Here is a 16,925-nt window from a genome sequence, read left to right as displayed (position 1 = left end):
CTCCATGAGCACGCCAGCCGCCTCCCCTTCCGGTTTCAACCTCACCCCGCCGACGCCCGACGAGCGCGCCTCGCTCGAGGCTGGGCTCTCGCGCGAAGAGGCCGACGTCCTGCTGCATCACGGCACCGAGGCCCCGTTCTGCGGCGGTCTGCTCGATAACAAGGAGGACGGCGTCTATTGCTGCCGCCTCTGCGCGCTGCCGCTGTTCCAGGCCAAGACCAAGTTCGAGAGCGGCACCGGCTGGCCCAGCTTCTTCGCCCCGTACGACGAGGCCCATGTGATCGGCGTGCGCGACGTCAGCTACGGCATGGTCCGCATCGAAACCCGCTGCGCCCGCTGCGACAGCCACCAAGGCCACGTGTTCCCCGACGGCCCGCCGCCGACTCGGTTGCGCTACTGCATCAACTCGGTCTCGCTTGAGTTCACCGCCACCGGCGAGCCGCTGCGCGACCCGCTGCACCGCGGCGACAACGCCGCCCTCGTCGGCGCGAAAGCCTGATGTCCGGCGCCGCTCACGCCGGCGCCGACTTCTATCTGCATGTCAGGGTGATCATCGGCCTCGTCGTGGGCATGTCGATCACCCGCTCGCTGGCCGGCTTCTCGGCCATGGTCCAGCACCCGGGACGGCGCAAGCTGTATCCGATCCATCTGGCGTGGGCCGTCTCGGTCCTGCTGTCGGCTGCGCACTTCTGGTGGTGGGAGTTCCGGCTTTCGGACGTCTCCTGGACCTTCGCGCTCTACGCCTTCGTCCTGGCCTATGCGAGCCTCTACTACTTCCTGGCCTGCCTGCTGTTCCCCGACGACCTCGCCGAGTACGGGGGCTTCGAGGACTTCTTCATCTCGCGGCGCAAATGGTTCTTCGGCCTGCTGGCCCTGACCTATGTCGCCGACATCGTCGACACCGCGATCAAGGGCTATGACTACCTGGCCCACCTGGGATGGGAGTATCCCGTCCGCTGCCTGGTCTATGTCGCCCTCTGCGGCGTGGCGATGATCACCACCAACCGCCGCTTCCACGCCGGCTTCGTGATCGCCAACCTGATCTACCAGGTCTCCTACATCCTGCGGCTCTACTACGTCGAAGTCTGACCGCTTGGCGGACCGGACGGAAAGCGCGTTAGGCTCCCTCCAAACAACGCCAGGGAGGCGCCGCCGTGAAGGATTTCGCAGGTAAGACCGCCGTGATCACCGGCGGCGGAACGGGCATGGGCCGCGAACTCGCCCGCCAGCTCGCCGCCGAGGGCTGCAACGTCGCCATGTGCGACGTCTCGCCCAAGGCCATGGCCGAGACCGTCCGGCTGATCGAGGCCGACGGCAAGCCGCAGGGCACCAAGGTCACCACCCACGTCGCCGACGTCTCGCTCGAGGCGGCGCTGATCGCGTTCCGCGAGGAGTTGGCCGAGCAGCAGCAGACCGACCGCATCCATCTGCTGTTCAACAACGCCGGCATCGCCGGCGGCGGCAGCATGATCGCCGACAGCCGGGCGGCCTGGGAGAAGACCTTCAACGTCTGCTGGGGCGGGGTCTATCTGGGGGTCCGCACCTTCCTGCCGATGCTGATGGCCGCCGACGAGGGCCACATCGTCAACACCTCCAGTGTCAACGGTTTCTGGGCGACCATCGGGCCCAACACCTCGCACACCGCCTACGCCGCGGCGAAGTTCGCGGTGAAGGGCTTCACCGAGGCGCTGGTCACCGACCTGCGGATCAACGCCCCGCACATCAAATGCTCGGTCGTCATGCCCGGCCACATCGGGACCTCGATCGTCGCCAATTCGCGCAAGGTCCAGGCCGGCGTCGATTCCGACGACATGAGCACCGATGAACTGGCCCAGGCCCGCGCCCGACTGACCGCGGCAGGCATGGACGTCGCCTCCGTTCCCGATGCGGCCATCCAGGCGATGTCGGCCGAGATGGCCCGCAGTTTCCTGGAGGACGCGCCGATGACGGCCGCCGCCGCCGCCAAGGTCATCCTGGACGGCGTGCGCGACGAGCGCTGGCGCATTCTCGTGGGCGACGACGCCCACGCCTTGGACCAGTGGGTGCGCAAGGATCCGGAACGCGCCTACGAGCCGGAATTCTTCACCGACTTCGCCCGCGAGGTGGGCTGGCGGATCGGCGGCTAGCCGTAGAGCCGGGCGGCCGCCAGTTCGGCGATCGAGCTGTCGAAATGCGCGGGATCCCCGTCGTCGAGGATCCAGGCCGCCGAAAGTCCGCTATAGGCCAGAATCCACATCAGCAGGCGGCGCGGGTCCTGGCCGGTCTTCTCGATGACGACAGCCAGATAGCGGTCGAGCCGTCCCGGGATCAGGGCCGTGGCGGTGTCCGGGTTGCAGAACGGGTTGGCGTAGTCGTAGCCGCGCTCGCCCAGCACGCCCTTCGGATCGATCGCCAGCCAGCCCTTCGGGCCGAAATCCAGGATGTTGCCGTGGTGTACGTCGCCGTGCAGCGCCACGACGTCGCGCGGCTGCGCCAGCAGGGCCTGGGCGGTCTCGTGCGCCTTGATCAGCACGCCCCCGTGCCGCACCGCGCCGGGCCCTAGGGCAGCGAACCATACGTCAAGCGGAACCAGGGTGTCGGGCGGCGGAGTCGCTCGCGGGGCGTGGAGCACCTTCACGGCGTCGCAGATGATCTTCGTGGCCACGTCATCCTCGTCGCCGCGCGACATGCGGATCAGCGACCGAGGCCCTTCGGCGCGCTCCAGCAGCAACGCCTCGTCCTGTCGGGCCAGTACCTCAGCAGCGCCCTGCCCGCCCCACCACTGCATCAGCGCGCCGCCGGCGATCTCCTCGGGCACGTAGGCGAGCTTGAGCATCGCGGCGCGACCGCCCTGACGCACCGGCAGCAGCCAGCTTCCGGTATGTTCGGTGGTGAAGGCCTCGCCGTCGGGAACGAGGTCCCAACGGTAGAGCCAGGTTTGAAATGATGGCCCCGTCACGCTCTCAATGTAGGGCGTGGGCGCGACGGGACCAGGGCGCCGCTAGTTCTTTCGACCTGCGGCGCGGATCTGTTCGGCGTTGGCGGCGTCGCCGAAGCCGGTTCCGGACCCGGTGATCGGGTCGTTGCGCCGGACCCGCAGATTGTTCTGCACGTGGGTCACGCCGGCCATGTCCTCGATCAGCCGTTCCGCGCGGTGCTTGGCCTCGCGTTCGAGCACCTGCCCCGTCAAGGTCACCTCGCCGCCCTCGACCGCAACATTGATCGCACTGGCGTCGAGCCACGGGTCGTCGGTCAGGCGCTCATGCGCCTCTTCGCTGATCCGCGTGTCGGTGCGCTTGTAACCGCTGGGGCCTTGGCCGCGGTGGTCGCCCTCGCCCAGCCAGGAGGCGACGCGATCGCCGGCGCGTTCCCAGAAGCTTCGGCGGTCGCGCTCGTCCTCGTAGTGGCCCACGTGGTCCGGGTGGTGATCGCCATAGGCGACGCGGTAGGCCCGCTCCTCCCTCCAGCGCTCGTCGCCATAGCGGTCGTCGCGGTGGCGCGGCTGCCCGTACGCATAGGCGCCGCCGCGCGTGATCGCCCGTTCATCGCCACGATAGTCCGGGTGGCGATCATAGTCGGCGTAGGCCCGCCGCGCCCGCCGCGCCATCCGGGCCTCGTACGCGTAGTCCGAAGAGTCGCGCGGGCTGGTGTAGTCCACGCCGCTCTCGCGCTCGCCGAACACATGATCGGGGCCGCGCGGCTGAAAGCTGCGGTCTCCATAGAGCCCACGGTCGTAGCGGTAGTCGCCGTCCCGCTCATGGCGGCGATAGCGCCCATAGCCGCGTTCGCGGTCCATCCGTTCCAGTTCCTCGCGCTCGTCCATCCATCGGTCCGACATGGTCGTTCTCCCTGGTTGTTGTTGCGTCATGCGAGCGACAACGAGGGATCGCGGCGCCGGTTCCGGGCCGATTTCACGCCAAGCTTGGCCCTACAGCGGGATGTTGTCGTGTTTCTTCCAGGGATTGGCGAGTTGCTTGCCCTGGAGGTTCTTCAGCGCGTTTGCGATGCGCCGGCGGGTGGAGTGGGGCATGATGACATCGTCGATGTAGCCGCGTGAAGCGGCGACGAACGGATTGGCGAAGCGCTGCTTGTACTCGGCCTCGCGGGCGGCGATGGCCTCGGGGTCGCCGATCTCGGAGCGGAAGATGATCTCGACCGCGCCCTTGGAGCCCATGACCGCGATCTCGGCCGAGGGCCAGGCGTAGTTGACGTCGCCGCGGATGTGCTTGGAGCTCATGACGTCATAGGCCCCGCCATAGGCCTTGCGGGTGATCAGGGTGACCTTCGGCACCGTGGCCTCGGCGTAGGCGAAGAGGAGCTTGGCGCCGTGGCGGATCAGCCCGCCCTGTTCCTGCTTGGTGCCGGGCATGAAGCCGGGCACGTCGACCAGGGTCACCAGCGGGATCTCGAAGGCGTCGCAGAAGCGCACGAAGCGCGCGGCCTTTCTGGACGAGTCGATGTCCAGCACCCCGGCCAGCACCTGCGGCTGGTTGGCGACGACGCCGACGGTGGCCCCGTCGATGCGGCCGAAGCCGCAGATGATGTTCTTGGCGAAGTCCGGGCTGATCTCGAAGAAGTCGGCCTCGTCGACGACCTTCAGGATCAACTCCTTCATGTCGTAGGGCTTGTTGGGATTGGCCGGCACCAGGCTGTCGAGCGAGGGCTCCAGCCGGTCGGTCCGATCGAAGCTCTCGCGCACCGGCGGCTTCTCTCGGTTGGAGAGCGGCAGGAAGTCGACCAGCCGGCGCACCTGGGTCAGCGCCTCCAGGTCGTTCTCGAACGCGCCGTCGGCGACGCCCGACTTCAGCGCATGCACCCGGTAGCCGCCGAGCTCCTCGTGGGTGACCTCCTCGTGGGTCACGGTCTTCACCACGTCCGGGCCGGTCACGTACATGTACGAGGTGTCCTTCACCATGAAGATGAAGTCGGTGATCGCCGGGGAGTACACATCGCCGCCGGCGCAGGGGCCCATGATCACGCTGATCTGCGGGATGACGCCGCTGGCCAGGGTGTTCTGCAGGAAGATGTCGGCGTAGCCGGCCAGGCCGTCGACGCCTTCCTGGATGCGGGCGCCGCCGGCGTCGAACAGCCCGATGATCGGGGCCCCGACCTTCAGCGCCTGCTCCTGCACCTTGACGATCTTGCGGGCGTGGGCGTTCGACAGCGAGCCGCCGAACACCGTGAAGTCCTTGGAGAACACGAACACCAGCCGGCCGTTGATCCGGCCCCAGCCGGTCACCACGCCATCGCCCGGCACCCGGTTGTCGGCCATCCCGAAGTCGGTCGCCCGGTGCTCGACGAACATGTCGAACTCCTCGAACGAGCCCTCGTCCAGCAGCAGGTCCAGCCGCTCGCGCGCCGTCAGCTTGCCCTTGCCGTGCTGGCTGGCGATCCGGCGCTCGCCCCCGCCCAGACGCGCCTCGCCGCGGCGCTTCTCAAGCTCTTCAAGGATGTGCTTCACGCATCGGCCTCCCACGCCAAGCTTCAAGGCGTAGTCGGACGATCCGGCGCTGGCAACCGCGCAGGACGCTCTATGCCAGAGCCTTGAACCAGCTCTCGAGCATGCGCGCTTCCTCCAGCAGGCGCGCCGTCCGTTCGGCCGCCTCCTCGTCCACGCCCCATTTCTCTTCCTGGTAAGCCTCGTCGATGCGCGAGAGCGTCCAGGCCTCTTCGCCGGTCAGCCAGCCGCGCTGCAGCGAGAGCGCCAGCACCGCCGAGCCGAACAGCGGCGTACCGAACGCCACGCCGGTCAGGGCGAAGTCGTCGAGTTCCAGCGCCAGCGCCTTGACCTGGGCCAGGGTCTCCTCGGGCTGTTCGGTGTGAACGATCCCGGTGGCGCGCTTGAAGACCAGGGTCAGCTCCTGTTCGGCCCGGCGCAGCACCGGCTCCCAGCCGGCGACCTGGCGGTCATACAGGCTGTTGCCGGTCTCGGAGAAGTAGCAGATCAGGTCCGAGGCGGCGTACTGGGCGACCTGGCCGGCGGTGGCGTCCCGGGCCTGCGGAACAGCTTCGGTCGCGGTGAAGGCCAGCCGCGTGATGTGCATCGAGGCGATTTCGATGTGCTTGCCCTGCGCGTCCCATTCGGCGGCGACCATCTCCGCCAGCGCCTTGGTCGGCACCGAGAGCTTGCCGCCCTTGGGCGAACGGACGTTGCGGCCGTCGAGCTTGACCGAAAAGGCGCCGTCTTCGGCCGCCACCGTCACGTCCTTGTAGAACCGCTTGGGCTTTTCGCCCGGCTCTATGAAGCCCTTCTGCACGCGCATCTCCTTAGCTCACGGGTGCAATGACGCCCCGGCGGCGATTGCGCAAGCTGGGGCGGGTCGGCGATCCTGGGTTCATGAGCGACACCGTCCTGAGCCCGCGCGACCTCAACCGCATCCTGCTGGACCGGCAGTTGCTGCTGGAACGCCACGCGATCGATCCCGTGTCCGCGCTGGAGCGGCTGTTCGCGATGCAGGCGCAGCTGCCGCGCGCGCCGTTCCTAGGCCTCTGGGCGCGCCTCAAGGGCTTTCGGCGGCAGGACCTGCTGGACGCCATCCACGCGCGCCGGGTGGTCCGCTCGACGCTGATGCGCGGCACCCTGCATCTGGCCAGCGCCGACGACGTCCTCGCCTTCCGCACCACGGTCATGCCGGCGCGCGACGTCACGCTGCCTTGGGGCGTGAAGCCGACGCCTGAGGTGTTGGACGCCGTGCTGGCGATCGGCCGCGAGCACTTCGCGCCCGAGCCAAAGGACTTCGAGAGCGTGCGGCAAGTGCTGGAAGCGCAAGGCTTCGAACCAGTGCGCCCCCTCGCCTACGCCACGCGGATGTTCCTGCCGCTGGTTCAGGCCGCGTCGGACGCCCCATTCGGCCACGAGCCTGGCGGCGACTTCACCCTGGCCAGGACCTGGCTAGGACGCGACGAGCACGAAGCCCCCCAGCCGCAGGCCCTGGCGCGCCGGTATCTGGCCGCCCACGGCCCGTCCCTGCCGGCCGATTTCTCGGCCTGGTCTGGCCTCAAGGCGGCGGCCTCCACCTTCGAGGCGCTCGGCGAGGAGCTCGTGACCTTCAAGGACGAGCGCGGCCGCAAGCTCTACGACCTGCGGGACTCTGCGCGGCCGCCGGGCGACACTCCCGCCCCCGTCCGGCTGCTGGCCGACTTCGACGGCGCGGTGCTCTGCCGCGCTGATCGCACCGGGATCATCCGCCCTGAGCACGCCCCGCTGATGGCCAGCAAGAACGGACTGATCCCCGCCATGGTCCTGGTCGACGGGGTCGTCGCCGGGACCTGGCGGATCGAGACGAAGAAGAAATCCGTCGCCGCCGCCATCCGCCTGTTCGGCAAGATCGCCGCCAGGGACCGCAAGGCCATCGAGGCCGAAGCCTTGTCCGCAGCCGCCTTTCTGGCCCCGGACGTCAGGCCGGAGGTCGCTTTCGAGCCCTAGTGGCGGCGCTTGCGGGCCTTGAACGGTTCAGGATTGGCTTCGTGCTCGTCGAAGCCGAACCGCTTGAAGCCTTCCTTCAATTCCTTGCTGATCGGCGCCTCCAGGATCAGCGTGCCGCGCGATGGGTGCGGCAGGGTCAGCCGCCGCGCATGCAGTTGCAGCTTCAGGCTCCCGGACAGCTCGGCCGACGCGTCGGTCTTGTACTTGGGATCGCCCAGGATCGGATGGCCCATGGCCAGCATGTGCGCGCGCAGCTGGTGAGTCCGGCCGGTGTGCGGGCGCAGCGCCATCCAGGCCACGCGGTGCGCCGCGCGGCTGACGGTCACGAACTCCGTCTCGGCCGGGTCGGCGTTCGGGTCCTTCGGGTCCGCCGGCACGACCATCTCGCGGTCGCCGACGCCCTTCTTGACCAGGTGCAGTTCCATCACCCCCTCGGAGGGCTTGGGGTTGCCGAGCACCAGCGCCCAGTAGGTCTTTTCGGCGCGGCGGCGCGCAAAGGCGCCGGACAGCTTGGCCGCGGCGCCGGGCGTCTTGCCCAGCACCAGGACGCCGGAGGTGTCACGGTCCAGCCGGTGGACCAGGCGCGGGCGATCGAGCCCCTCGCCCCAGGCGCTGAGCAGGCGATCGACGTGCTTGGTGGTCTTGGTGCCGCCCTGCACCGCCAGGCCGGCGGGCTTGTTGAGCACCAGCACCTCTTCGTCCTCGTAGAGCACCAGAGACTTGGCGTAGGCGATGTCGCGTGGGTCGAGGCCGGGCTTGTCGCCGGGCTTGGGCGCGTCGGGCAGCGGCGGCACGCGGATCATCTCGCCGGCGGCCAGGCGCTGGTCGGGCTTGGCGCGCGCCCCGTCGACGCGGATCTGCCCCGAACGGGCGAGTTTCTGGATCTGGATCTGCGAAACATGCGGCCAGCGGCGGCGGAACCAGCGGTCCAGGCGCACGCCGTCCTCGCCCGGATCGACGGCGATGTTACGGACTTCCCTCATGCGAACACCCTCCGCGCCAGCAACAGTCCCAGGAACAGCGCCGAGACCGACAGCAGCACCGAGGCGCTCGTATAGGCGAAAGCCTGGCCGTAGGCGCGCCGCTGGACCATCAGCGCCGTCTCCAGCGAGAACGCCGAGAAGGTCGTAAACCCGCCGAGCACGCCGACCCCCAGCAGCACCCGCAGGCGCTCCTGGTCAGCGCCGCCGCGATGGGCGAGATAGCCCGCCAGCACGCCCATCAGCAGCCCGCCCGAAACGTTGGCGATGAACGTCCCAAACGGCCAGGCCGTGCCCCAGAGCCGCAGCGCCTGGACGCCCAATGCGTAGCGCGCCGCGGCGCCTGCCGCGCCTCCGGCGGCCACAAGTAGAACCTTTTCCATGCGCCCTTATGCGACGCGCCGCACCCGCCGCGCAAACGGTCGGTTAATCTCGCCCCGTCACCGCCGGTTAAGTCCGCCCCGGCATGGTCCCAACGCGATAGGCTTTTCTGGATGACGGGCGTGGCGGGCGAGAGCGCAGTGGCGGTGACGGTGGGACCTTCCGAGGGCCTGCCGCCCTGGACCTTCGCCACCAGCGAGCGTCGGATTCTCGCGCTCGACTATTCGATCGAGGAGCTGGTGAGTCTGCGCCACGCCGCCACCGCTGCGTTGCGGATCCGGCCTGTCGTGCGCCATGTGAAGACGGGAGTGATCATCCCGTCCTGGGCCTATGGCCGCCTGACCGACAGCGATGTCGAGGCCATCGACCGCGCGACACTCGAGTTCGCCAGTCGGCTGCGCCCTTCGGAGACCGAGGCCAAGCTGCCGTTGATCATCCCGCAGTCATTCCGCACGCTGGCGGGCCGTCGCGGGCGGGCCAACCTGGTGCAGGCCGCCCATGGGTCGACGGAGACGCTCAAGGCCCACATCATCGTCGAGATCACCGAAGTCGGACGCGGCACGCCGTCCGGACGGCTGAACGAGGTCGCCAGCCTGCTCGGCGCCATGTGCAAGGGCGTTTTCGGCCGCCTGCAGGCTGGCCGAGACGCCGCGGCGCCCTTCAAGGACGTGCGGCTCCAGGCCTTGGCGCTCGACGCTGGCGACATCGTCGGCGCCGACAGCGACGTGGCCGCCGCCCTGCTGGAGGTCGGCGAGCAGATCCAGGGCCTGGCGCCGCTGTTGATCGCCCAGGGCTTGCCGGCGGACGGATTTTCCGATGTGGCCGAAGTCGCGGGCTTCACCCATGTGGCGACACGCGCCCAGGACGCGCCCGGCGTTCGCGCCTAGATCCGGCTGCGGATGGTGCTCTGGACGTCGGCCGCATCGTAGACCTGACCGGTCGCGGACGGCGGTTGCTGACCGCGCCCCATGATGACCTCGATCGTCTGCGTCAGGGCCGGCCCGCCACCGAGGTTGAAGCTGGTGCCGACGCCGACACCGACGCCGCTGCTGTATCCGCCGCTGCCGCCGCCTGCGCCCACCGACACCCGCGGGCCGCTGTCGTAGCCGCTTTGGGCCACGTACCGGTCAACCACCCGGAACCACTCGTAGCCGTCGGCCAAGGTCAGTTCTGCGGCCCGCAGCAGGGCATAGTCTGACACCTGGTCGATCGGCGCCCCCGCCCCGCCCCGGAACGTCACGCGATAGCGGCCAGGTTCGATCCTCATTTCGGTAAAGCCGACCGCGCCTGCGCTTCTCGCCGGCCCATAGACCGTGGGGGCCGTGGCGCAGGCGCCGAGCGCGGCGCAAAGCGCGATGATGGTTGTCAGGCGTCGCATGGCGGTGACCTCACCCAAGCCGCCGTTCGCACGGCTTCCTGGCTAACGGTCAAGCCTCCGCGGCGTTCCCCGCCAGGCCCAGGGCCTCGATCAGCGACTGCATGTCAGCCGGGGTATCCGCGGTGATTGTCTTCGTCCCACCGGCGGGATGCGGAAAGCTCAGCGCCGCGGCATGCAGCATCAGCCGCGGCACCGGGCGGCCGCCGGCCATCAGCGCCCCGCCGTAGCGCGCATCGCCGGCGATCGGCCGTCCGATCGAGGCCAGGTGCACGCGGATCTGGTGCATCCGACCGGTCTGCGGGTTCGCCTCGACCAACGCCGCGCCCGCCCCTTTGGCCAGGGTCCGATAGCGGGTCAGCGCCGTCTCGGCGTCGGGGTGGTCCGGTGGGCAAACGCGCATGTAGGCCTCGCGTCCAGCCTCCTCGCGGCGCAAGGCGGCCTCGATCACCCCGCCGGCCGGCTCAGGCGCGCCTGGGGTGACGATGGCCCGATAGGTCTTGGCGAAGCGCCGGCCCATCATGTGCTTGCCGAGAAAGCTCGCCGCCGGCTTGGTCTTGGCCGTCAGGATCACGCCCGAGGTGTCGCGGTCGAGCCGGTGGATCAACCGTGGCCGCGCCTTGCCTGGCTTGGCGAACGCCCAAAGCAGTTCGTCCAGCGTGTTGACCTGCCCGCGGCCGCCCTGGCTGGACAGGCCCGACGGCTTGTTGAGCGCCATGATGTCGGCGTCCTCGTAGATCACCAGGCTGCGGACCAGCGCGATCTCTTCAGGGGTCAGGGAGACGGGCTTCGGCTGGGCTTTGACCTTGGGCGGCGTGCGCGGCTTCACGAGCGGCGGTTCCGCTGCTCGGCCCAGCGCTCCAGGCGCTCCTTGATCCGCGCTTCGACGCCGACGTCCTTGGGCTGGTAGAAGCGCTGCCGCTCCATCCCCTCCGGGAAGTAGTTCTGGCCCGAGAAGCCGCCCTCGACGTCATGGTCGTAGGCGTAGCCCTTGCCGTAGCCGAGGTCCTTCATCAGCTTGGTCGGGGCGTTGCGGATGTGGGCCGGCGGCATCAACGAGCCGGTCTCGCGCGCCGCGCGCTGGGCGGCCTTGAAGGCGACATACACCGCGTTGGACTTGGGCGCGGCCGCCAAGTGCACGACCACCTGCGCCAGCGCCAGCTCGCCCTCTGGGCTGCCCAGGAAGTCGTAGGTGTCCTTGGCGGCGTTGGCCAGGACCAGGGCCATGGGATCGGCCTCGCCGATATCCTCGACGGCCATGCGGATCAGCCGCCGGGCGATGAACAGCGGGTCCTCGCCACCCCCCAGCATCCGCGCCAGCCAGTAGAGCGCAGCGTCGGGATCGGAGCCGCGGACGGACTTATGCAGCGCTGAGATCAGGTTGTAGTGCTCTTCCCGGTCCTTGTCGTAGGCCGGGCTTCGCTTCTGAAGGATTTGACCTAAATCCTTGATCGACAAGAGTTTCGCCGATCCGATATTGAACAGGGTCTCGGCCAGGGTCAGCAGGTAGCGGCCATCGCCGTCGGCCATCGCGACCAGGGCTTGGCGCGCCTCCGGCTCGAGCGGCAAGTCCTTCTGCTCGTGGGCTTCGGCCTTGGTCAGCAGCGACTGCAGCGCCTCTTCGTCGAGCCGCTTGAGGACGTAGACCTGCGAGCGCGAAAGGAGCGCCCCGTTGAGCTCGAACGACGGGTTTTCGGTGGTGGCTCCCACCAAAGTGACGATGCCCTCCTCGACGAAGGGCAGGAAGCCGTCCTGCTGGGCGCGGTTGAAGCGATGGATCTCGTCGACGAACAGCAGGGTCGACTGGCCCGCGGCGCGGCGCATCCGCGCCTGCTCGAACGCCTTCTTGAGATCCGCGACGCCCGAGAACACGGCCGAAATCTGCTGGAACTCGTAGCCGGCCTCCTTGGCCAGCAGGCGGGCGATGGTCGTCTTGCCGGTGCCAGGAGGGCCCCAGAGGATCATCGAGGACAGGCGTTTGGCCTCGGCCATGCGGCCGATCGGCCCCTCAGGGCCCAGCAGATGGTCCTGCCCCACCACCTCGCCCAGCCGCTGCGGACGCAGGCGGTCGGCGAGCGGCGACGGCGCGTGCGGCGTCAGCCCGGCTGCTTCGAAGAGATCGGCCATAGGCGCCTTCTACCGCCCTTCGCGGATTGGAGCGAGAGCGGCGCGCCCGGCGCCGCCCTCGAAGCCGTCAGGTCCGGAAGTTGGCGGTGATCTCCTGGCCGTTACGCTCGATGGTCACCTGCCATTGGCCGCCGCCGCCGCCGAGCACGCCGGTCAGTTCGCGGACGCTGCCGATGTCGCGGCCGTTGACCTTGCGGACCAGGTCGCCCGGACGCAGGCCGGCGTTCATCGCAAAGCCGCGGCTGATGTTGGTCACCAGCACGCCTCTCCCGGCGAACGGATCGATGCCTAGTTCGTCGGCCACAGCTGGCGACAGGTTGACGACCGTCGCGCCGTCGAACGGATTGCGCCCGGAAATCACCTGCTCGTCCTTGGCCGGGGTCGCCGGCGGCGCCTCGGCGCGCAGGGTCAGGGTCTGCTCGCCGCTGCCGCGACGAACGCCCAGCTTGATGCTGTCGCCCGGCCGCCGCGAGGAGATCGCATAGGACACTGCAGCCGCATCGACCGCAGGACGGCCGTCGACCGAGACGATGACGTCGCCCTGGCGCAGACCCGCGCGCGCGGCCGGGCCGTTCGGCCAGATGTCGGCCACCAGCGCACCCTGCGGCACGCTCATGCCCATGCTGCGCGCCAGTTCGGCGGTGACCGTCTGGGTGCGGGCGCCAAGCCAGGGACGCACGACCGCCTGGCCGCCGCCGGCGGCGGTTTCGACCACCCGCCGGACGATGGCTGCCGGCACCGCGAACCCGACGCCCGACGACGTCCCAGAGCGCGAAAGGATGAAGCTGTTCACCCCGATCAAGTCGCCGTCCATGTCGACCAGGGCGCCGCCGGAGTTCCCCGGATTGATCGCTGCGTCGGTCTGGATGTAGGCGTTGGACGCATCGCCGTTCGGATCGGCGGTGCGGTTCAGGGCCGAAATGATGCCGTTGGTCACCGTCTGGCCGACGCCGAAGGGGTCGCCGATGGCCAGCACCAGGTCGCCGACCTGAGCCTCACCGGAATCGTCGATCGCCAGGGTCGGCAGGCGCTCGTTCCCGACATCGATCTTAAGCACGGCCAGATCGGTGCGCGGGTCGGCGAGCAGCACGCGCGCGGTGTACTCGCGGCGGTCGGCCAGGGCCACGGTGATCTCCTGCCCGCCCTCCACGACGTGATTGTTGGTCACTACAATGCCGTCGGAACGGACGATGACGCCCGAGCCGAGCGAGCCCTGGATTCGCTCTCGCGGAGCGCCCATGCCGAACATCTCCCAGAACGGGTCGGCCCGCTGTCGCACCAGGCGCTTGGACGAGATGTTGACCACGGCCGGGGCCGCCCGCTTCACGACCGGCGCGAACGAGGACTTCATGGTCAGCGCGTCGCCCGGCGCGGCCCGCGTCGGCTGAGTCAGCGGCGGGATCTGGGCGTTGGATTTGGCTGCAGGGTCGGAACAGGCGGCCAGCAGGGCCAGGGCGGGAATCAGGACGCGAAAGGCGCGCATAGAGTCTCCAGGCATCGTCTCGGACCTGCACTCTCAGGAGTTTTCAGGCGCAATGATGGCGACGATTTAGTCCTCGTCTGGCTTCGACGGAATAGCCTGATCCTTTTCCTGCGGTGTCTTGGGGCCCCGCCCGACCTTCAAAGACATCAGGAAGGCGCCCACGAGGAGCCCCGCGGCCAGGTAGATCGCCAGACCGGGCTGGTGCATCGCCCCGTCGTGACGGATCGACCAGGCGAAGGTCATGCCGAAAATCACTGGCCCGATCACCGAAGCGATGCCCTGCAGCGCCTGGTTTGCGCCCTGCAACTGCCCCTGCGCCGAGGGCTCCACGCGCCGGGTCATCAACCCCTGGAGGCCGGGCATCAGGAAGTTCATCAGCGCGAAGACCGGCACGCCGAGCATGTAGGCCCAGCCGGTCTGCGCCAGGCCGTAGATGGTGAATCCCGCTGCGCCGGCCGCAGCGCCCAACAGGAGGGTGCCGCGCTCGCCGATCCGCGCCACGACCGGCCCGACCAGCAGGGTCTGGACGATCACGCCGGCCAGGCCCGTGGCCATCATGGTCAGGCCCATGAACCCAGGCGTCCAGCCATAGCGATAGCCGGTGTAGAGCACGAAGATCGCCGGCAGCACGGTGTGGGCGAGTTGAAAGAGGAAGCCGATGGAAGCCAGCCCCAGCAGTTCGTTGTGCGAGCGCAGGAAGCTGAGCGAGCCGATCGGGTTGGCCCGCTTCCAATCGAACTTGGCGACCCTTTTCTCGCGCGGGAGCGACTCCGGCAGGATGAAGAACCCGTAGAGCCAGTTCACGGTGGTCAGCGCCGCGGCGACGAAGAACGGCAGCCGCAGATCGATGTCGCCCAGGAAGCCCCCGACAGCCGGCCCGACCAGGAAGCCGAAGGAAAAGGCCGACCCCATCCAGCCATAGGCTTTGGCGCGCTTGTCGGGCGGGGTGACGTCCGCGACGTAGGCGTTGGCGGTTGAGAAGCTGGCGGCGGTCAGGCCGTTGATCACCCGCCCCACGAACAACCACATCAGGCTCGGCGCCAGGGCCATGAACAGGAAGTCGATCGCCAGGCCGCCCAGCGACACCAGCAGGATCGGGCGACGGCCGAAGCGGTCGGACATCATCCCCAGGATCGGTCCGCAGAACAGCTGCATGACGCCCCAGACCGCCCCGAACACGACGTTCCATTCGGAGGCCGCGGCGGTGTCGCCGCCGGTGAATTCCTTGATCAGGTTCGGCAGCACCGGGATCATGATCCCGAACGAGACCGCGTTGATGACCGCGGCCGCGAAGATGAAGCGGAACGCCCCCGCCCACCGCTTGTCGTCGGCCACGCCGCCGACAGTCTCGGCTCGGTCAGTCATGGCTTCCTCCGCTCGGCCGCTTCGGGCCGTTTACGTCTTTGAACTACCACGTCCGCCAGCCTAGGCCGACGTCTCGCGATAGGATGTCAGCAGCGTTCGCCACCATTCGGCCAGCCGCATGAGCAGCACCTCGTCGGGGAAGCCATGGCGGGCGGCGCCCTCCGGCACTTCGTCGAAGCCGCGATGCTCGACGCTGACCCGGGTCTCGTCGCCGACCGGCTCGAAGCGCACTTCGACCTGCGTCATCAGTTCCGGCGGGAAGTTCGCCTGCCGCCACGAGAAAACCAGGCGGTGCGGCGGTTCCCAGACCAGGATGCGTCCGATCTCGAACACCTTGCCGTTCTCGAGCGTCTCGGTCAGGCGCCCGCCCTCTTCCGGCTCGAAGGCCAGGACTCCCGGCGCGCGCGGCGTGGTCTGGAAGAGGCCGTTCGGCCGCCACCAGGCCCCGATCTCGCCGACGAAGGCCGCGAAGGCGCGCTGGGGCGGCGCCTTCACCCGCAGGGCGACGTAGACCTTCGACGTCACGGCGTCTTCTCGACGTGGGCCTTGAAGGCGGTCAGCTGCTCGCTCCACAGCCGCTCGCTCTCTTCCAGCCAGCGCAACAGATGCACCATCGGTTCGGGCCTCAAGGCATAGATGCGGACGCGCGCGTCGAATTCCGGATGGCTCTCCTCGACCAGACCGCTTTCCCGCAGCGTACGGAGGTGACGGCTCATGGTCGGGGGCGAAAGGCCGAGCTCGCGCGCCAGTTCGCCGGACGGCCGCGGCCCGCGGGCGAGCAGGTCCACGACCCGGCGGCGGGCCGGATCGGCCAGCGCCGCCAGGGTGGTGTCGAGGGCCCGCGCCGCGCTCATCGCCAGCCGGTGATCTTCAGGCCGCTGGCCGTCTCGGCGTCCTCACGACTGATGCTCGCGACGGTCTGGGAAACGGTCCAGATATGGCCCTCGGGATCGCGGCAGCGATAGGTGCGGTCGCCGTAGAACTGGGTTTCCGGCTCGGCCATGATCTCCGCCCCGGCGGCCCTGGCGCGTGCGCAGTGCGCATCGATGTCGCTGTCGAGCTGCACGTGGACCGTCTGGGTGTTCTTGCCGCCGACAGACTTGGGGCTCTTGTGGTCGGCGCTCCATTCCTGGCCGATCATCACGTAGCTGTCGCCGAACTCCATCTGCGAATGGGCGACGTTGCCGTCGGCGTCTTCAAGCAGCATGACCAGCTCGAAGCCGAAGGCCTTCTCGAGCCAGGCCAGGGCCGCCTTGGGATCCTGGTAGAACAACGCGGAACGGAAACCTGCGGACATGGCGTCCTCCTCTGGGTGCGTCAGGCTATGATCTTGTGGCCGGTGGCCTGTTCCATCTGTGCGACCGACAGGTCCTGCACTGTCTGGCCGAACGACCAGGGATGGTCCTCCAGGTCTCGACAGGTGAAGACGCGGTCGCCATAGGGCTGGTCGGCTGGTTCGCGCTCGATGACGGCCCCCGCGCCGCGGGCGCGCCCACAGAGGTCGTCGAGGCCATCATCCAGTTGCACGTGTACCGACTGGGTCGATCGCCCGCCGAACGCCGCCGGGCTGACGGCGCGGCCGCTCGGCGGCCCCACGACCATGATGTAGCCGTCGTGGAGCGCGAGCTCGGAGTGGATCACCCCGCCCTGTCCGTCCTCGACCACCATGCGGGTTTCAAAGCCGAACGCCCCCTCCAGCCAGGCGATGGCCGCCATCGGGTCGCGATACCAGAGCAGCGGGCCGATCGTCGGCAGCTTCCTGCGGTCGCTCATCGCTTACCTCCCTGGTTCGCGCGGCGCATTCAATTT

The 16,925-nt window shown here is 68.8% G+C and carries 20 protein-coding genes; 5 read left to right on the top strand and 15 right to left on the bottom strand.

Translation table 11 applies throughout. The features are described from left to right. Nucleotides 1-4 precede the first annotated feature (4 nt). The 3 genes from msrB to ACSQ2H_RS08745 all read left to right on the top strand — a co-directional run bounded on the left by msrB (nucleotide 5) and on the right by ACSQ2H_RS08745 (nucleotide 2,126). Nucleotides 5-499 (top strand): peptide-methionine (R)-S-oxide reductase MsrB, encoded by a 495-nt coding sequence (gene msrB, locus ACSQ2H_RS08755; RefSeq protein ID WP_436061035.1) that lies wholly within the window; start codon nucleotides 5-7, stop codon nucleotides 497-499. Further along, nucleotides 499-1,089 carry a hypothetical protein gene (locus tag ACSQ2H_RS08750; RefSeq protein ID WP_436061034.1) on the top strand — a complete coding sequence of 197 codons (591 nt, stop codon included), beginning with the start codon at nucleotides 499-501 and terminating at the stop codon, nucleotides 1,087-1,089. Before msrB ends, ACSQ2H_RS08750 begins: the two co-directional genes overlap by 1 nt. A gap of 65 nt (nucleotides 1,090-1,154) precedes the next feature. Then, nucleotides 1,155-2,126 (top strand): SDR family oxidoreductase, encoded by a 972-nt coding sequence (locus ACSQ2H_RS08745; RefSeq protein WP_436061033.1) that lies wholly within the window; start codon nucleotides 1,155-1,157, stop codon nucleotides 2,124-2,126. Here the strand turns inward: ACSQ2H_RS08745 and ACSQ2H_RS08740 are convergent. The 4 genes from ACSQ2H_RS08740 to ACSQ2H_RS08725 all read right to left on the bottom strand — a co-directional run bounded on the left by ACSQ2H_RS08740 (nucleotide 2,123) and on the right by ACSQ2H_RS08725 (nucleotide 6,236). Next, nucleotides 2,123-2,938, bottom strand: coding sequence for an aminoglycoside phosphotransferase family protein (locus ACSQ2H_RS08740; RefSeq protein ID WP_436061032.1), 816 nt, complete (start codon nucleotides 2,936-2,938; stop codon nucleotides 2,123-2,125). The two genes, ACSQ2H_RS08745 and ACSQ2H_RS08740, sit on opposite strands and share 4 nt — an antisense overlap. A gap of 42 nt (nucleotides 2,939-2,980) precedes the next feature. Further along, nucleotides 2,981-3,817, bottom strand: coding sequence for a BON domain-containing protein (locus tag ACSQ2H_RS08735; protein ID WP_436061031.1), 837 nt, complete (start codon nucleotides 3,815-3,817; stop codon nucleotides 2,981-2,983). A 90-nt stretch (nucleotides 3,818-3,907) separates the two neighbouring features. After that, on the bottom strand, nucleotides 3,908-5,440 hold the full coding sequence (locus ACSQ2H_RS08730) for an acyl-CoA carboxylase subunit beta (RefSeq protein ID WP_436061030.1): 1,533 nt from the start codon (nucleotides 5,438-5,440) through the stop codon (nucleotides 3,908-3,910). A gap of 70 nt (nucleotides 5,441-5,510) precedes the next feature. After that, complete coding sequence (locus ACSQ2H_RS08725; RefSeq protein WP_436061029.1) at nucleotides 5,511-6,236, bottom strand: ATP12 family chaperone protein; 726 nt, start codon at nucleotides 6,234-6,236, stop codon at nucleotides 5,511-5,513. Nucleotides 6,237-6,316: 80 nt separating this feature from the next. Between ACSQ2H_RS08725 and ACSQ2H_RS08720 the strand changes: the two genes are divergently transcribed. Then, a complete protein-coding gene (locus ACSQ2H_RS08720; protein ID WP_436061028.1) occupies nucleotides 6,317-7,405 on the top strand; it encodes a winged helix DNA-binding domain-containing protein in 1,089 nt (362 codons plus the stop codon). On the opposite strand, the gene ACSQ2H_RS08715 is transcribed toward ACSQ2H_RS08720, so the two are convergent. Continuing rightward, a complete protein-coding gene (locus tag ACSQ2H_RS08715; protein WP_436061027.1) occupies nucleotides 7,402-8,388 on the bottom strand; it encodes an RluA family pseudouridine synthase in 987 nt (328 codons plus the stop codon). The genes ACSQ2H_RS08720 and ACSQ2H_RS08715 overlap by 4 nt on opposite strands. Then, nucleotides 8,385-8,768 (bottom strand): fluoride efflux transporter CrcB, encoded by a 384-nt coding sequence (gene crcB, locus ACSQ2H_RS08710; protein ID WP_436061026.1) that lies wholly within the window; start codon nucleotides 8,766-8,768, stop codon nucleotides 8,385-8,387. Before crcB ends, ACSQ2H_RS08715 begins: the two co-directional genes overlap by 4 nt. 111 nt (nucleotides 8,769-8,879) lie before the next feature. Here crcB and ACSQ2H_RS08705 point away from each other — a divergent pair, with 111 nt between their 5' ends. Then, entirely contained in the window at nucleotides 8,880-9,653 is a 774-nt protein-coding gene (locus ACSQ2H_RS08705) for a hypothetical protein (RefSeq protein ID WP_436061025.1), read from the top strand. On the opposite strand, the gene ACSQ2H_RS08700 is transcribed toward ACSQ2H_RS08705, so the two are convergent. From ACSQ2H_RS08700 to ACSQ2H_RS08660, 9 genes are all read right to left on the bottom strand, one after another. Beyond that, nucleotides 9,650-10,162 carry a CC0125/CC1285 family lipoprotein gene (locus tag ACSQ2H_RS08700; RefSeq protein WP_436061024.1) on the bottom strand — a complete coding sequence of 171 codons (513 nt, stop codon included), beginning with the start codon at nucleotides 10,160-10,162 and terminating at the stop codon, nucleotides 9,650-9,652. The genes ACSQ2H_RS08705 and ACSQ2H_RS08700 overlap by 4 nt on opposite strands. Before the next feature lie 31 nt (nucleotides 10,163-10,193). After that, on the bottom strand, nucleotides 10,194-10,970 hold the full coding sequence (locus ACSQ2H_RS08695; RefSeq protein WP_436061023.1) for an RluA family pseudouridine synthase: 777 nt from the start codon (nucleotides 10,968-10,970) through the stop codon (nucleotides 10,194-10,196). After that, on the bottom strand, nucleotides 10,967-12,268 hold the full coding sequence (locus ACSQ2H_RS08690) for a replication-associated recombination protein A (protein ID WP_436061022.1): 1,302 nt from the start codon (nucleotides 12,266-12,268) through the stop codon (nucleotides 10,967-10,969). Before ACSQ2H_RS08690 ends, ACSQ2H_RS08695 begins: the two co-directional genes overlap by 4 nt. Before the next feature lie 67 nt (nucleotides 12,269-12,335). Continuing rightward, complete coding sequence (locus ACSQ2H_RS08685; protein ID WP_436061021.1) at nucleotides 12,336-13,751, bottom strand: Do family serine endopeptidase; 1,416 nt, start codon at nucleotides 13,749-13,751, stop codon at nucleotides 12,336-12,338. A gap of 66 nt (nucleotides 13,752-13,817) precedes the next feature. Then, the gene (locus ACSQ2H_RS08680; RefSeq protein WP_436061020.1) at nucleotides 13,818-15,116 is read right to left on the bottom strand and encodes a TCR/Tet family MFS transporter; all 1,299 of its coding nucleotides are present in this window, start codon (nucleotides 15,114-15,116) and stop codon (nucleotides 13,818-13,820) included. Nucleotides 15,117-15,176: 60 nt separating this feature from the next. Continuing rightward, entirely contained in the window at nucleotides 15,177-15,641 is a 465-nt protein-coding gene (locus ACSQ2H_RS08675) for an SRPBCC family protein (RefSeq protein ID WP_436061019.1), read from the bottom strand. Beyond that, entirely contained in the window at nucleotides 15,638-15,970 is a 333-nt protein-coding gene (locus ACSQ2H_RS08670; protein WP_436061018.1) for an ArsR/SmtB family transcription factor, read from the bottom strand. Before ACSQ2H_RS08670 ends, ACSQ2H_RS08675 begins: the two co-directional genes overlap by 4 nt. Continuing rightward, on the bottom strand, nucleotides 15,967-16,413 hold the full coding sequence (locus ACSQ2H_RS08665) for a VOC family protein (RefSeq protein WP_436061017.1): 447 nt from the start codon (nucleotides 16,411-16,413) through the stop codon (nucleotides 15,967-15,969). The genes ACSQ2H_RS08670 and ACSQ2H_RS08665 overlap by 4 nt, the downstream gene beginning before the upstream one ends. A 20-nt stretch (nucleotides 16,414-16,433) precedes the next feature. Then, nucleotides 16,434-16,889, bottom strand: coding sequence for a VOC family protein (locus tag ACSQ2H_RS08660; RefSeq protein ID WP_436061016.1), 456 nt, complete (start codon nucleotides 16,887-16,889; stop codon nucleotides 16,434-16,436). Nucleotides 16,890-16,925 lie beyond the last annotated feature (36 nt).

This window comes from Phenylobacterium sp. LjRoot97, from assembly GCF_964254345.1.
Classification (GTDB): Bacteria; Pseudomonadota; Alphaproteobacteria; order Caulobacterales; family Caulobacteraceae; genus Phenylobacterium.
The sequence above is the reverse complement of the archived record's forward strand: the minus strand, read 5'-3'. Positions and strand labels throughout refer to the sequence as shown.